Genomic DNA, 15,836 nt, shown 5'->3' with positions numbered 1-15,836 from the left:
TACGCCTCCTCCGAAAAAGAGGAGGCTGGAAGGTGGCTGATATACCGATCATTTTTGGAGTACCCGATGAGTTCTCATCATCACGATCATCACCATGACACGCCAGAAGAACAGCTAGAAAAAAGCCTTGAGAAGGCGGTGAAAGATCCTGCTTATCGCACGTTGTTTTACCGCACGTTGCTAGATTCCACGGTTTATATTCTGGCTGAAAGCGGTGTACAGGATAAAGGTGAGTTAATCATAGCGCCTAATACTGAGCTGAATGTTCAGCATTGGGAGATGCAGGATGGTCTATCAACGATTCCCTTTTTCTCCTCGCTGAAAATGCTACAGCAGGCGGTTGAGGATGAAGAACAGCCGTTTATGGCACTGCCGGTGCGCGATTTATTTGCGATGACAAAAGGCGCGCAGCTGTTTCTGAATCCAAAATGTGAATATGGCAAAGCCTTTTATCCGCAGGAAGTGGGAATGCTCCTTCAGACAGGGGGCATGGCGCAGCCGATGGAGCAGGTGATTGACGGTGGAAGCAAAATCTTACTTGGTCAGCCGGAAGAGTACCCGTCTGCAATGGTTGATGCGCTAACGACGTTATTTACCCAGCGTAAAATTGTACGTAATGCTTATTTGGCCCTATTTCAGGATCAAACCGCGGATGAAAAGCCAAATCTTTTGATTGGATTAGAAATTGACGGCTCCGATGCTGAAATCGAACTGTTAATTCAGGAAACGGGAAGCTTAGCGAGCGAAACGGCACCAGAGGAGGAGCCCGTTGATCTCTGCCTGGTGACGGATGAGAAAGGCGATGCGGTAAGTCACTATCTCAAAACACATACTCAGCCGTTTTATCAGCGCCGCTGGGGCAGTTGGCTTAGAAATAGCATTCCAGCCAGTGGAACTGCGTAATAATACAATTTGAGAGAGAGCCGCAAGGCTCTCTATTTTCATTTTAGGCCTAGTATATTCTGAATTAAATTTTCGGCATTTCACTTTCATTATTTGTCGCAGATAATAGAGTCATTCGGACTAATAATGGAAAATGTCATGCGCGAAGGATCATCCCTGCCAGATAAACACTGTACCGCACGTATTTTGCGTCGTAGTGCACTCGTGGCCGCACTTATCACCGTGCTTTCTGCATGTGACAACAGCGATGTGAAAACCACGGTACCATCGGATTCGGCAACAGCGACGACTACGCAAAAGAAAGTATTAAGCGATGCCGATTTAGCGCAGTTGGCAAAACAGTCAAAGGGCAAGGCTCTCGCTTTACTTGATGCCTCTGAACTTCAATTGGATGGCGCTGCGGCGCTGGTTCTGACATTTTCCGTTCCCCTAGATCCCAAACAAAAATTTGCCGATCGTGTTCATTTGGTCGACACCGAGAATGGCAAAATTGATGGTGCGTGGGAGCTGGCAGATAATTTACGTGAACTGCGTTTGCGTCATTTAGAGCCAAAGCGCAAATTATTATTAACAGTTGATCCTGAATTGACCGCTCTCAATGGCGCGACTTTGGGTAAAGAAGCCCAACAGAAAATAGCCACCAAGGATATTCAACCAAGCGTTGGGTTTGCTAGCCGCGGTTCGCTATTGCCAGGTAAAGTCGCAGCGGGTTTACCGGTCATGGCGCTTAACGTGAACAGTGTTGATGTGAATTTCTATCGCATCAAATCGACGTCGCTACCTGCGTTTCTATCAGAATGGGGATATGGTCAGTCTGTTGAATCTTGGCGTGCCGACGAATTGCTAAAAATGGCCGATCTTGTTTATACCGGACGTTTTGATCTTAACCCTCAGCGTAACACGCGAGAAAAACTTCAACTGCCACTTGCAGATATTAAGCCATTACAAGACAGCGGTGTTTACCTTGCGGTTATGCAGCAGGCAGGTCGCTACACCTATAGCAATCCAGCCACGTTACTCACGCTGAGCGATATTGGTGTTTCGTTACATAGCTACCATGAACGCATGGATGTATTTACTCAAGCACTCGCCGGTGGTGGAGCGATTAAAGACGTCGCTTTGCAGGTGCTAGATGAGAAAGGGCGCGTGCTGGCTGAAGGTAAAACGGATGCGCAGGGTCATGCACAACTGGGTAAATCACCGAAAGCCAAATTACTGTTGGCGACCCAAAACGGGCAGACCAGCATTATCGATTTAACACAACCTGCGTTAGATCTTAGCGAGTTTGATATTGACGGTCCAAAGGGGTTCACCAAGCAGATATTTGCCTTTGGCCCCCGCGATCTCTATCGACCAGGCGAAACGGTCATCGTTAACGCGTTGCTGCGCGATGCTGATGGACAGCCACTGCCGGAACAGCCGATTAAAGTGGATGTTTTACGTCCAGATGACAGCGTGGCATCCAGCTTTGTCTGGAAGCCAGAAAATGGGCTGTATCAGTATCGTTATGTCTTGCCGGAGGGTGCGGCAACCGGCAAATGGTCGCTGCGCTTTAACCTTGGTGATAACCAACCGCGTTATTACGCCATCAATGTTGAAGACTTCATGCCAGAGCGTATGGCATTAGACGTCAAACCGCAAAGTGTGGCTCCGCTTGAGATGAACCAGAGCGTAACGTTTGATGTCTCTGGTCGCTATTTATATGGTGCTCCGGCGGACTCCAATCGCTTACAAGGCCAGCTTTATTTGCGTCCACTCACTGAAGCCGTTGCCGATTTACCGGGCTATCGTTTTGGTTTAGAGCCAGAGGAAAGCCTCAGACGCACTTTGGATGAAGTCGATACCACGCTGGATGCACAAGGTAAAGCGAGTATCAAAACAGAAAGCCAGTGGGGTGATGTTAAATCGCCGGTGCGTCTTATTTTTCAAGCAAGTTTATTAGAGTCAGGTGGACGTCCTGTCACTCGTCGCAGTGAACAGAATGTGTGGCCGGCTAAAACGTTGTCAGCAATTCGTCCTTTGTTTGGCAAGCAAGAAATCTACGATTATCAAACCAATAGCTATCGCAGCCAGCCAATGGTAGATGAAAATAGCGAAGCCTCGTTTGATGTCATCTATACCGATCCTCAAGGGAAGCGCTTGGCGAAGCAGGGATTAAAAGCCACGCTCATTCAGGAACGTAGGGATTACTACTGGCAGTGGTCGGAGTCATCTGGCTGGCAGTCGCAGTACGATCAAAAAGATCTCGCAGTGGGAGAGCAAACGCTGAATATCGCTGCTGAAGGCAGTGCAAAAGTGAGCTTCCCCGTAGAGTGGGGCTCTTATCGTATTGAGGTCAAAGATCCCGATAATGGTTTAATAAACAGCGTGCGTTTCTGGGCTGGATACCGTTGGCAAGATAATACCGATGGTACGGGAGCAGTGCGTCCCGATCAGGTTAAGCTCAAACTGGATAAACCAAACTACCAACCGGGTGAAAAAGCTAAGGTCACGATTACTGCGCCAACCGCAGGTAAAGGCTATCTGATGATGGAGTCCAGTGAAGGGCCTCTGTGGTGGCAGGAAATTGACGTGCCGGAAAAAGGCATCACGGTCGACGTCCCCTTAAATCAGGCTTGGCGCCGTCACGATTTATATCTTAGTGCGCTGGTGGTTCGCCCTGGAGAGAAAGATCGACAAGTGACGCCGAAGCGCGCAGTAGGCTTATTGCATGTACCGCTGAATGAAGAGGCGCGTAGATTAGATGTGACGTTGACCGCTCAAGATAAAATTCGGCCTAATCAAACCGTACCCGTTCAGGTAAACGTTGCCAGCGTCAAAGGAGAGAAACAGAAAGATGTCATGGTGTTGCTCTCTGCGGTAGACGTTGGGATTCTTAATGTCACGGATTTTCAAACGCCTGACCCTTATGACGCCTTCTTAGGCCGTAAACGCTATGGTGCAGATCAATATGATATTTATGGTCAGTTGATTGAAGGATCGGGTCGTTTAGGTACGCTGCGTTTTGGTGGTGATGGCGATATGTCCCGCGGTGGTAAAAAACCGCCAACGGATGTCAATATTGTTGCTCAGCAGATGCAAAGAGTGGCCTTAGATGAAAATGGCAACGGCGTCATTCAACTGCCGGTGCCTGATTTTAACGGTGAATTGCGCTTGATGGCGCAGGCGTGGAATGGCCAGAATTTTGGTAGTGCAGAACGCAAGATGACGGTAGCCGCGCCGGTGATCGCGGAGTTGCAAACCCCACGTTTCTTAGCGGGCGGTGATAGCAGCCAACTCGCGCTTGATGTGACGAATTTATCAGGACATCCGCAGACCTTAGGGGTTGCGTTGACCACCAGTGGCCTAATTAGCCTCAGCGGTGAAAATAGTCAGCCGCTCGTTTTGGAAAATGGCGAACGCAAAACTCTAACCATCCCAGTGACTGCGCAAAATGGTTTTGGTGAAGGTAGCGTTGCGGTGCGAATTGTTGGGATGCAACTGCCTGGCGAACAAATCAGTGACTATCAGCACAGCTGGAAAATAGGTGTCCGCCCAGCGTATCCCGCTGAAACACGCCATTTGGCGAGCGTGATTCAGCCGGGAGAAAGCTGGAGTGTGGATGCAGCACAGCTTTCTGGGCTAGATGCTCCTGAAGCGAAGTTATTACTGACAAGCCGTCCGCCACTGAATATAGCCCGCTATATTCGTGAGCTGTACGCCTATCCGTATGGTTGTGCGGAGCAAACAACCAGTGGGCTCTATCCATCGTTATATACCAACCAGCAGCAGTTGGCGCAGTTAGGCATTAAAACTTCAAGCGATGAGGTTCGCCGCCAAAAAATTGAAACGGGTATTAATCGATTACTGGGAATGCAGCGCTACAACGGCAGCTTTGCGTTATGGAGTAGCGATGGCCCAGAGGAATATTGGCTGACCGCTTATGTAACCGACTTCTTGCATCGCGCGCGTGAACGTGGATTTGCGGTGTCTGACGACGGATTAAAGCAGGCAGATGCCGTATTACTGCGTTACCTGCAGGATCGTAACCGAATTGATGTGAGTTCCAGTGCTCGTCCAGACGCGACTCGCTTTGCCGTACAAGCCTATGCGGGATTTGTATTAGCCAAGCAAAAACAGGCTCCGTTAGGCGCTTTGCGTGAGTTGTATGAGCGCCGAGCTCAGGCTGAATCGGGTTTACCGCTGGTTCAATTAGGCATTGCTCTGAAGGTCATGGGGGATGTGCCGCGCAGTGAAGAGGCTTTGAAACAAGGCTTGGCAATGTCGCGTCAGTCTAACAATTACTGGTTAGACGATTATGGTAGCCCAGTGCGCGATGAAGCGATGATTATCGCGCTGATGGAAGAGTTTAACGTGGAGCCAAAAGCACAGGAGCAGCGCTTACTTTCACTGTCCGATCGGCTGACAACCATCAAATATTTGTCTACGCAGGAACTGAATTCTGTGTTTATGGCAAGCAAAGACGCTATTGGTCAACCTGAGGGGCCATGGAAAACGGTTATTTCATCTGCCAAAGGGATGGATTTAGCCAGCGGTGAAAGCATGCAGGTGAAAGATTATGATGAGTCTTGGCTAGCTAATGGGTTAGTGATAGATAACCAAGGCGAGTCAGCACTTTATCCTCGTTTTGACGTAGTGGGGTATCCATCGTCAGCGCCTCAGCCGATGAGTAACAATTTGGATATCAAACGTGACTTCATTGGCTTGGACGGCAAACCTGTAGATTTAAACCAACTGAAAAGTGGACAATTGTTCTTAGTCCACTTGGAAATCTGGTCATCTGAGCATGTACCAGACGCGCTGGTGGTTGATTTGCTACCGGCGGGGGTGGAACTGGAAAACCAAAATCTTAATGATTCCAGCGCCAGCATGAATGAAGCTGCCGCCGAAGTGGTTTCCCTGTTAGATGCCTCTCGCCAGTCAGCGGTTAAACACCAAGAGTTTAGAGACGATCGCTATATTGCCGCGATAGACGTTCAGCCAGAACAGCATACAACGCTGCTGTATCTTGCAAGAGCCGTAACTCCAGGGAAATACTTACTCCCCGCGCCTCAGGTAGAGTCTATGTATATTCCACAATGGCGCGCGGTAGGAAGCACACCAGAATCAGTCACCATTGGGCAGTGATAATCGGTTGATGATATTACTAAAACGGTTATGCAAGTGGTGCGGGATAATCGCACTGCTTGCGCTGTTGGTTGTTGCTGGACTCTGGGTAGCGGATAAAGTGTGGCCGCTACCTATCAAAGATGTACAAGTTGCTCGCATCGTGGTTGCAGCTGATGGATCTCCGCTATGGAGATTTGCTGATGGGCAAGGCGTTTGGCGATACCCTGTGAATGTTGAACAGGTTTCGCCTTATTATCTCCAAGCATTGTTAACTTATGAAGATCGCTGGTTTTACCAACATCCCGGCATCAATCCTTTTGCTTTAGCCCGTGCCGCATGGCAAGACGTTAGTCATGGCAGGATTATTTCTGGTGGCAGCACGTTATCCATGCAGGTCGCGCGTTTGCTCGATCCTCATTCCCGAACGTTTGGCGGCAAAGTTCGCCAAGTTTGGCGGACGGTTCAGCTTGAATGGCACCTGTCTAAAACTCAAATCCTTGAGCTTTATTTAAACCGCGCTCCTTTTGGTGGCACGCTGCAGGGAATTGGCGCTGCTAGTTGGGCCTATTTGGGCAAACCACCTGATGAACTCACTCGCTCTGAGGCGGCACTACTTGCGGTATTACCTCAGGCTCCTAGCCGTTTGCGTCCCGATCGTTACCCTATTCGCGCACAGGCCGCGCGGAATAAAGTGCTCGATCGTTTGGCTGAGTATCAAGTATGGGAGCAGCAGCAAGTTGATGATATTAAGCAGGAACCTGTTTGGTTGGCGCCGCGTCAGATGCCACAGAGTGCACCGCTGTTAGCTCGACGGATGATTCAAACATATCCTCTGCAGGGGGTCATCAATACGACGATAGATGCCTCGCTACAGCGACAATTAGAAACGTTGGCTAAAGGTTGGGGCTCTCGTCTTCCCGCTAAGACTTCCGTTGGCGTTTTGATCGTTGATCATACTGATATGCAGGTAAAGGCATATCTGGGATCGCTAGATTTTGCTGACAATAGCCGCTTTGGACATGTGGATATGGTGAGAGCTTGGCGTTCTCCTGGCTCAACCTTAAAGCCATTCTTATATGGATTGGCCTTGGATGATGGATTGATCCACAACGAGTCGCTATTACAAGATGTTCCGCGGCGATTTGGCGATTATCGACCCGGTAATTTTGACACGGGTTTCCACGGCGCGGTAAGCGCCAGTGAAGCATTAACTCGATCGTTAAATCTGCCAGCCGTTCAGTTGTTGGAGGCCTATGGCCCTAAGCGCTTTGCTGCTCAACTACGCAACGCAGGGTTAGAACTGAGTTTTCCCGATCACGCCGAACCGAATCTTGCGTTAATTTTAGGTGGGGCGGGGGCGCGCTTAGAACAGCTGGTTTCCACCTACAGTGCTTTGGCTCGTCAGGGGGAAAGTGCTGACTTGCGCTATGTCGTTGGGCAGAAAATATATAACCGTCCATTAATGTCGCCGGGAGCGGCATGGATTATTCGGCGTACGTTAGCAGGACAAGCCAGGCCAGAGCCCGATGATTCACTTAGCGCAGTAGTGCCTCTTGCATGGAAAACGGGCACCAGCTTCGGCTATCGAGATGCGTGGGCGATAGGTGTCAATGCGCGTTATACCATTGGTGTATGGGTTGGACGGCCTGATGGTACGCCAGTAGCAGGCCAATTTGGTTATGCCACCGCGGTGCCATTGCTATTCCAACTGAATAATTTATTGCTGAATAACCCGACATTACGGGGTAATGGCTGGCCCACAGATCCGCGCCCATCGACGGTTACACGAGCAATGATCTGTTGGCCGAGTGGACAACCATCAAATGAACAAGACGGAAATTGTCGTCAAAGGCGCTCGACATGGGTACTGGATGGCACCACTCCACCTACGTTAGTTGCTCCAGAACAGGAGAGCAGTCAGGGGATTTGGCGGCATGAATGGCTAGATGATGAGGGTAAGCGAGTTGCTCCAGAATGTCATGGTGCGGTTGAAAAGTTGCTAGCACTCTGGCCCTTGCCGCTTGAGCCTTGGTTACCTGAGGCAGAAAAGCGAGCTAACCGTATTCCGGCAGCGAGTAAGGTTTGCCCTCCTCCGGTAGAAACCTTATCAGCTCCTCTCGTCTTGATTGGATTAAGTGATGGCTCAATTCTGCGACGTCCACCAGGAAAAACGGACATTGATTTGCGGTTGACTACGCAGGGCGGAGAGGGACAACGTTGGTGGTTTTTGAATGGAGAACTAGTTTCGCAGGAGGCATCGTTATTTTATCGATTCACTAAAGTTGGCCGTTATCAGCTCACAGTAATGGATGGCGGTGGACAAATTGCCAGCGTAGATTTTCAGGTGGAATGATACCGCTTTGTGCTTTAAATCAAAAAAGTAATATTTCCTTAACATTTTCATCTCATTTCAATAGGCAAATATTAGTCGCCCATCTATAATCGGCGGCGATTCATAGCCGGAGTTTGGCTATCGAGGTATGAAAATAAGAGAATAATCCTTTCATTCAAATGGTTAGAACTCTAAAAATATTCCATCTGCCTTGATGTGGTCGTAAACTCACAAAATAAGTCTCTCCGTAGTACTTAGCGTTAACGCGCTAATCGCGAAGGAGTTAACGGCTTTCATTGGAAGTTAGACAGAGGTTTAAATGACAGTAGAACGTACCTTCTCCATCGTAAAACCCAATGCGGTGGCTAAAAATGTTATTGGCGCTATTTATTCTCGTTTTGAAGCAGCAGGGCTGAAAATCGTTGCAGCAAAAATGGTTCATCTCACCCGTGAACAGGCTGAAGGTTTCTATGCTGAACACAAAGGCCGCCCATTCTTCGATGGTCTGGTTGATTTCATGACTTCTGGCCCGATTATGGTTCAGGTGCTGGAAGGTAAAGATGCCGTTCGCCGTAATCGTGAAATCATGGGGGCAACAAACCCTGAAAATGCATTAGCAGGTACGTTGCGCGCTGATTATGCAGATAGCCTGACCGAAAATGCGGCACACGGTTCTGACTCTTTAGAATCAGCCGAGCGTGAAATTGCCTATTTCTTTGCAAGCAATGAAGTTTGCCCACGCACTCGTTAATCGACTGCGCAAATCGGTAAGAGATTCTGTTCGTGAAGCTTAACGGCATAGCATCCCGCCGATAGACCGAGTACAATATCGCGCCCTGAGTGGTTATTCCTCAGGGCCGTTTTTTTAAACACATTATCAGCGTAATTATTAATACAATGTTTTTAATGTGTTGTACCTAACAAGACTGAATACGATGCGAACCGAGTTTGTATCTACCCGCAACAGGCGTTACGCTTGTCTAGTCAGTCACCTTAATTATCGTGCCGCAAAGTGTAACAACGAGGCCAGAGTTTAGTATGTCAAAAGATCCAGTGATCAAAGCCCATTCATCTCATTCAGATATTACGTCTGAATCTATTGTCGTCGAGTCAAACTTGTCTGAAATTAGCGCACCTATAAATGCTGCGCAGGCTGATGCTATGCAGTCTGCCCCGGCCAATACGTCGGAAAAAATTAACCTTCTCGATCTCGATCGCCAACAAATGCGCGAATTCTTCGCTAAGTTGGGTGAGAAACCTTTCCGCGCCGATCAGGTGATGAAATGGATGTATCACTACTGTTGCGATAATTTTGATGAGATGACCGACATCAATAAGGTGTTGCGTAATAAGCTCAAAGAAATTGCTGAAATTCGTGCCCCAGAAGTTGCTGAAGAGCAGCGCTCAACTGATGGCACCATTAAGTGGGCAATTCAGGTGGGCGACCAGCGGGTTGAAACGGTTTATATTCCGGAAGACGATCGCGCAACCTTATGCGTATCTTCGCAGGTCGGTTGTGCGCTGGAATGTAAATTCTGCTCTACCGCACAGCAAGGGTTTAACCGTAACCTGCGAGTATCAGAAATTATTGGTCAGGTATGGCGCGCTGCTAAGATTATCGGTGCGCATAAAGTCACGGGACAGCGCCCCATCACTAACGTTGTCATGATGGGCATGGGTGAGCCGTTGCTGAATTTGAACAACGTCGTGCCAGCAATGAACATCATGCTTGATGATTTCGGATTTGGTCTCTCCAAACGTCGCGTTACCTTATCGACCTCAGGCGTTGTTCCTGCTTTAGAGAAACTGGGCGATATGATTGACGTCGCGTTGGCCATCTCTCTTCATGCGCCGACAGATGAGATCCGAGACGAAATCGTACCTATCAACCGTAAATACAACATCGAAACTTTCCTCGGTGCGGTACGTCGCTATTTAGAGAAATCTAATGCAAATCAGGGGCGAGTGACGGTTGAGTACGTCATGCTGGATCATATCAACGATGGGATGGAGCACGCGCATCAGTTAGCTGAATGTTTAAAAGATACGCCATGCAAAATCAACCTAATCCCATGGAACCCGTTCCCGGGAGCGCCGTATGGCCGTAGCTCGAATAGTCGAGTAGACCGCTTCTCTAAAGTTTTGATGGAGTATGGCTTTACTGTGATCGTACGTAAGACACGCGGCGATGACATTGATGCGGCGTGTGGACAGCTGGCCGGTGATGTTATTGACCGAACAAAACGGACCATGAAGAAAAAAATGGCGGGTGAACCTATTACGGTTCGAGAGGTCTGACGCAGAGTGCGTTCATATTAGTGACTTCCCTAACGTTGTTGGTCAAACCCTTTGAGATTCAAAGGAAAAGGATAATAGGGTAAAGCAATGAAGCTAAAAATGAGATGGGTAGTAGGACTGCTGACGGTCGGTTTGTTGGCAGGCTGCTCAAGTTCTAAACCTGAGAGCCAGCAGACCGCGACGGTATCACAGAGCCGGTTGCAACTCGGGTTGGAATACTTGAATCAGGGCGACTTGAAAGCCGCTCAGCAAAATCTGGAAAAGGCACGGGATGCTGCGCCGGATGATTACCGTACTCAGCTTGGCATGGCGCTTTATCAGCAGCGTGTGGGAGATAATCAGGCCGCACAGGAAAGTTATCAGAAAGCGATGAATTTAGCGCCACAGAATGGCACCGTGATGAATAATTACGGTGCGTTTCTGTGTAGTTTAGGGCAGTATGTACCAGCACAACAACAGTTTAGTTCAGCTGCAAATCTTCCTGATTACGGTCAGGTTGCAGATAGCTTCGAAAATGCAGGTTATTGTTTTCTAAAAGCAGGACAGACTGAGGAAGCGCGTAAGCTATTTAGCCGCGCTTTGAAGAGCGATCCGGATAAGGGAGTTTCGTTAATTGCGGAAGCTATCCGGGAATTTGACCAAGGGAAGCGCGGAGATGCGCGAATAATGTTGGATGTTTACAATCATATTCTACCGGCTAGCGCTAATAGTCTATGGTTACAAATCCGCTTCGCTGCGTTAGATGGGCGCCAAACGAACTTAGAGCGTTATGGCAAACAACTGGCGCGAAATTTTCCACAATCTCAACAGTACCAGCAGTTCCTAGCGAATGAATACTGAAGCCCCCCAAGATCAAACAGCTCCATTGACTACAGGCGAACGCCTGCGCCAAGGCCGCGAAAAGTTAGAACTGTCACAACAGGCTGTTGCAGAACGTCTGTGTCTGAAAGTTTCAACCGTTCGTGATATTGAAGAAGATAAGGCTCCGGTTGATTTGGCCTCAACATTTTTGCGTGGGTACATACGTTCCTATGCAAAATTGGTTCATATCCCGGAAGACGAATTAACGCCGCTGTTAGAAAAGCAAGCACCGTTGAAGGCGGCAAAAGTTGCGCCAATGCAAAGCTTCTCACTGGGTAAAAAACGTAAAAAGCGCGATGGTTGGCTGATGATGTTTACCTGGCTTGTGGTATTTGTGGTTATTGGTCTCACCGGTTCGTGGTGGTGGCAAAATCATAAAGCCCAGCAAGAAGATATTGCGACAATGGCGAATGAATCCTCTGCTCAGTTGGCGAAAAATGGCCAATTACAATCATCAGATCCCTCTAATGGGTCTGATGATGTTGCGGCTGCCACGGATACTCAGGAGTCTGCCGGTACCCCGCCAGATTCCTCGGCAGCTGACGGTCAAGCGGCAAACGTTCCTGCGAGTTCGACGGCAACGGCACCTGTGGCCAATGCAGAAACTCAGCAGAGCCAGAACAACGCAGTTGTATCGCCAAGTCAGGCTCCGATTGATACGACAACCAATGCGAACGCAGCAACGTTACCTACTGCGAGTGCAACAGTGGATGCTGCTGCAGTCGTGTCCAATAATCTGGTAATGAAGTTTAATGCGGATTGCTGGTTAGAAGTAAAAGACTCAACGGGTAAGACGCTTTTCAGCGGTATGCAAAAATCCGGTGCATCTTTGGATCTTGCTGGAACAGCGCCATATAAGCTGAAAATCGGTGCTCCAGCAGCCGTGCAAATTACGTATCAAGGCAAACCTGTTGATCTGAGTCGCTTTGTTAAATCAAGTCAGGTCGCACGTTTGACACTGAACGCTGAGTGATCCAGTCAATCACTCATAGTGAGCGCAGTACGCTGCGAGCATAGATGAGATCACCAAAACTGGCGTTGCAAACAACGGTTAGTCTCGGTGATTCATTTTTGGCAGCGTTGGCAGTATAAGTATCTTGTTTACCTGAGTGCTGGTTAAATATTGGATTATGAAGAATCATTATCCCATTGATAGTACGGCACTTATGGAGAGTTAATATGCATAATGAGTCGCCCATTAAGCGGAGAAAATCGACCCGCATTTATGTTGGCAATGTGCCTATTGGTGATGGTGCACCGATTGCCGTGCAGTCGATGACAAATACCAAAACAACGGACGTTGATGCAACGGTAAAACAAATTCACGCCCTCGAACGTGTCGGCGTTGATATTGTACGTGTATCAGTTCCAACCATGGATGCTGCTGAAGCATTCAAGCTTATTAAGCAGCAGGTTTCTGTGCCGCTGGTCGCTGATATTCATTTCGACTATCGCATTGCGCTAAAAGTTGCTGAGTATGGCGTTGATTGCCTGCGTATTAACCCAGGCAACATCGGTAATGAGTCCCGTATTCGTTCGGTCGTTGATTGTGCTCGTGATAAAAATATTCCGATTCGTATCGGGATCAACGGTGGATCGTTAGAAAAAGATATTCAGGAAAAATTCGGCGAGCCAACGCCGGAAGCCTTGCTGGAATCAGCCATGCGCCACGTTGACATTCTGGATCGTCTTAACTTCGATCAGTTTAAAGTCAGCGTTAAAGCATCGGATGTTTTCCTTGCCGTACAGTCATATCGCTTATTGGCTTCCCGTATCGATCAACCGCTGCACCTCGGGATCACCGAAGCGGGCGGGGCGCGTAGCGGATCGGTTAAATCTGCGGTGGGTTTAGGCATGCTGCTGGCTGAAGGTATTGGTGACACGTTACGTATTTCGTTGGCCGCAGATCCTGTCGAAGAAGTGAAAGTTGGTTTCGATATCCTTAAGTCTCTTCGCATTCGTTCGCGTGGGATTAACTTTATCGCTTGTCCAACCTGTTCACGACAGGAGTTTGACGTTATTGGTACCGTTAACGCGCTCGAACAGCGTCTGGAAGACATTATTACGCCAATGGATGTATCTATCATCGGTTGCGTGGTGAACGGTCCGGGCGAGGCTTTGGTTTCAACGATTGGCGTGACAGGCGGACACAATAAGAGCGGCTTCTATGAAGACGGCGTACGTCAGAAAGATCGCTTCGATAACGAGAAGATGATCGATCAGTTAGAAGCCAAGATCCGTGCTAAAGCTTCAATGTTGGATGTGAATAAACGCATTGAAGTCAGCCAGATTGACGAGAAGTAATCGACCGTGGTCTGCATGGTCGTTTACTTTGATTAAACAATGTCCCGATTGATGAGATTGCCCTAATCCTCCATAATCGGGTTCATTTTTTTGAATTAAATAGTATAGAGAATTGACGTGGCGAAGAATATCCAAGCTATTCGTGGCATGAACGACTACCTGCCGGAAGACACGGCGCTTTGGCAGCCGATTGAAGCTGCGCTCAAACAAGTCCTGACCAGCTACGGTTACAGCGAAATCCGTTTGCCGATTGTAGAGCAGACCCCGTTATTCAAACGTGCGATTGGTGAAGTGACCGACGTCGTTGAAAAAGAGATGTACACCTTCGATGACCGTAATGGTGACAGCCTGACTTTGCGTCCTGAAGGGACTGCGGGCTGTGTGCGTGCCGGTATCGAGCATGGTCTGCTGTACAATCAAGAACAACGCTTATGGTACATCGGTCCGATGTTCCGTCATGAGCGTCCGCAAAAAGGCCGTTATCGTCAGTTTCATCAGTTAGGAGCCGAAGTCTTTGGGCTAAACGGTCCTGACGTAGACGCCGAGCTTATCCTGCTGACTGCCCGTTGGTGGCGTGCGCTAGGCATCTCTGAGCATGTCTCTCTGGAACTGAATTCAATCGGTTCTCTGGAAGCTCGCGCGAACTACCGTGACGCGCTGGTCGCTTATCTGGAACAGTTTAAAGATAAACTGGACGAAGATTGCAAGCGTCGTATGTACAGCAACCCGCTGCGCGTTCTAGATTCGAAGAATCCAGAAGTACAAGCCTTGCTGAATGACGCGCCGCGCCTGTCTGAATATCTCGACGAAGAGTCTCGTGAGCACTTTGCTGGCCTGTGTAAGTTACTCGACGATGCGGGTATTGCGTATACCGTAAATGAGCGTCTGGTGCGCGGACTGGATTATTACAACCGCACGGTATTTGAGTGGGTGACGAATAGCTTAGGCGCTCAGGGCACCGTTTGTGCCGGTGGGCGTTATGATGGTTTGGTTGCTCAACTCGGTGGGCACGCCACGCCAGCCGTTGGGTTTGCTATGGGCTTGGAACGTTTGGTTCTTCTGGTTCAAGCCGTTAACCCTGACTTCCAGCCACAGCGCGCGGTTGACGTTTATCTGATTTCTTCTGGTGAAGGCACTCAGAGTGCGGCGATGCGTTTGGCTGAAAAAATTCGTGATGCCTATCCGCAGGTCAAACTGATGACGAACTATGGCGGTGGCAATTTCAAGAAGCAGTTTGCACGTGCTGATAAGTGGGGCGCTCGCATCGCTCTGGTATTAGGCGAAAATGAGATGAACGCGGGTCAGATTAATGTTAAAAATCTGCAAAGCGGCGATCAGCAAACTATTGCACAGGACGACGTTGCTGCGATCCTGGCATCAATGTTGGCGTAAGGAGTAAAGAACAGTGGAAGTCTATAGCACAGAGAACGAACAGGTTGATGCCTTACGTCGCTTCTTTATTGAAAATGGTAAGGCGTTAGCGATTGGTGTTGTGATTGGGATTGGTGCACTGCTTGGTTGGCGTTACTGGCAGAATCACCAGCAGGCTGAAATGACAGGGGCTTCCCAGTCTTATCAGCAGGCAAGCGAGGCGCTGACCGGCGGTAAAGCTGACGGTGTGGCGTTAGCTGAAAAGTTTATTGAAAAAAATGCTAACAACTATGGTGTGTTAGCAGCGTTGCAGTTAGCGCAACATGAAGTTGACCAGAAAGACTTTGCTAAGGCTGAACATCAGCTAGCTTGGGCCCAAGGTCAAGCTAAAGATGAAAACTTGAAATCCCTGATTGATTTGCGTTTGGCTCGTGTTCAGCTACAGGAGAATAAGCTGGACGACGCATTGAAAACTCTGGATTTAGTCAAGGCGACCGGCTGGGTTGCTATGGCGCAGGACGTACGCGGCGATGTACTGGTTAAGAAAGGCGATGTAAAAGGCGCCCGCGAAGCATACAGCAAAGGCTTGGCCTCTGATGCTTCCCAGTCTTTGCAGGCTTTACTGCGCATGAAACTGAACAATTTATCCAACTAAGGG

General features: G+C 48.8%; 10 protein-coding genes. All 10 read left to right on the top strand.

Translation table 11 applies throughout. The features are described from left to right. Nucleotides 1-66 precede the first annotated feature (66 nt). The 10 genes from sseB (at nt 67) to M988_RS15680 (ending at nt 15,833) form a co-directional block, all read left to right on the top strand. Nucleotides 67-903, top strand: coding sequence for an enhanced serine sensitivity protein SseB (gene sseB / locus M988_RS15725; protein ID WP_064574930.1), 837 nt, complete (start codon nt 67-69; stop codon nt 901-903). Between the two features lie 138 nt (nt 904-1,041). Then, nucleotides 1,042-6,030 (top strand): alpha-2-macroglobulin family protein, encoded by a 4,989-nt coding sequence (locus tag M988_RS15720; protein WP_064574929.1) that lies wholly within the window; start codon nt 1,042-1,044, stop codon nt 6,028-6,030. Between the two features lie 10 nt (nt 6,031-6,040). Beyond that, nucleotides 6,041-8,365 (top strand): peptidoglycan glycosyltransferase PbpC, encoded by a 2,325-nt coding sequence (gene pbpC / locus M988_RS15715; protein WP_039185857.1) that lies wholly within the window; start codon nt 6,041-6,043, stop codon nt 8,363-8,365. A 298-nt stretch (nt 8,366-8,663) separates the two neighbouring features. Further along, the gene (gene ndk / locus M988_RS15710; RefSeq protein ID WP_004847454.1) at nt 8,664-9,095 is read left to right on the top strand and encodes a nucleoside-diphosphate kinase; all 432 of its coding nucleotides are present in this window, start codon (nt 8,664-8,666) and stop codon (nt 9,093-9,095) included. Between the two features lie 410 nt (nt 9,096-9,505). Further along, nucleotides 9,506-10,642, top strand: a complete 1,137-nt coding sequence (rlmN, locus tag M988_RS15705; RefSeq protein ID WP_095661749.1) for a dual-specificity RNA methyltransferase RlmN — start codon at nt 9,506-9,508, stop codon at nt 10,640-10,642. A gap of 87 nt (nt 10,643-10,729) precedes the next feature. Further along, nucleotides 10,730-11,482 carry a type IV pilus biogenesis/stability protein PilW gene (gene pilW, locus M988_RS15700; protein ID WP_039185860.1) on the top strand — a complete coding sequence of 251 codons (753 nt, stop codon included), beginning with the start codon at nt 10,730-10,732 and terminating at the stop codon, nt 11,480-11,482. After that, nucleotides 11,472-12,476, top strand: coding sequence for a cytoskeleton protein RodZ (gene rodZ / locus M988_RS15695; protein WP_064574927.1), 1,005 nt, complete (start codon nt 11,472-11,474; stop codon nt 12,474-12,476). The genes pilW and rodZ overlap by 11 nt, the downstream gene beginning before the upstream one ends. Before the next feature lie 206 nt (nt 12,477-12,682). Next, nucleotides 12,683-13,807, top strand: coding sequence for a flavodoxin-dependent (E)-4-hydroxy-3-methylbut-2-enyl-diphosphate synthase (gene ispG / locus M988_RS15690; RefSeq protein WP_064574924.1), 1,125 nt, complete (start codon nt 12,683-12,685; stop codon nt 13,805-13,807). Nucleotides 13,808-13,924: 117 nt separating this feature from the next. After that, nucleotides 13,925-15,199, top strand: a complete 1,275-nt coding sequence (gene hisS / locus M988_RS15685) for a histidine--tRNA ligase (RefSeq protein ID WP_004847443.1) — start codon at nt 13,925-13,927, stop codon at nt 15,197-15,199. A 13-nt stretch (nt 15,200-15,212) separates the two neighbouring features. Then, complete coding sequence (locus M988_RS15680; protein WP_008812504.1) at nt 15,213-15,833, top strand: YfgM family protein; 621 nt, start codon at nt 15,213-15,215, stop codon at nt 15,831-15,833. Nucleotides 15,834-15,836: the final 3 nt, after the last annotated feature.

Source organism: Hafnia paralvei ATCC 29927, assembly GCF_001655005.1.
Lineage (GTDB): Bacteria > Pseudomonadota > Gammaproteobacteria > Enterobacterales > Enterobacteriaceae > Hafnia > Hafnia paralvei.
The sequence above is the reverse complement of the archived record's forward strand: the minus strand, read 5'-3'. Positions and strand labels throughout refer to the sequence as shown.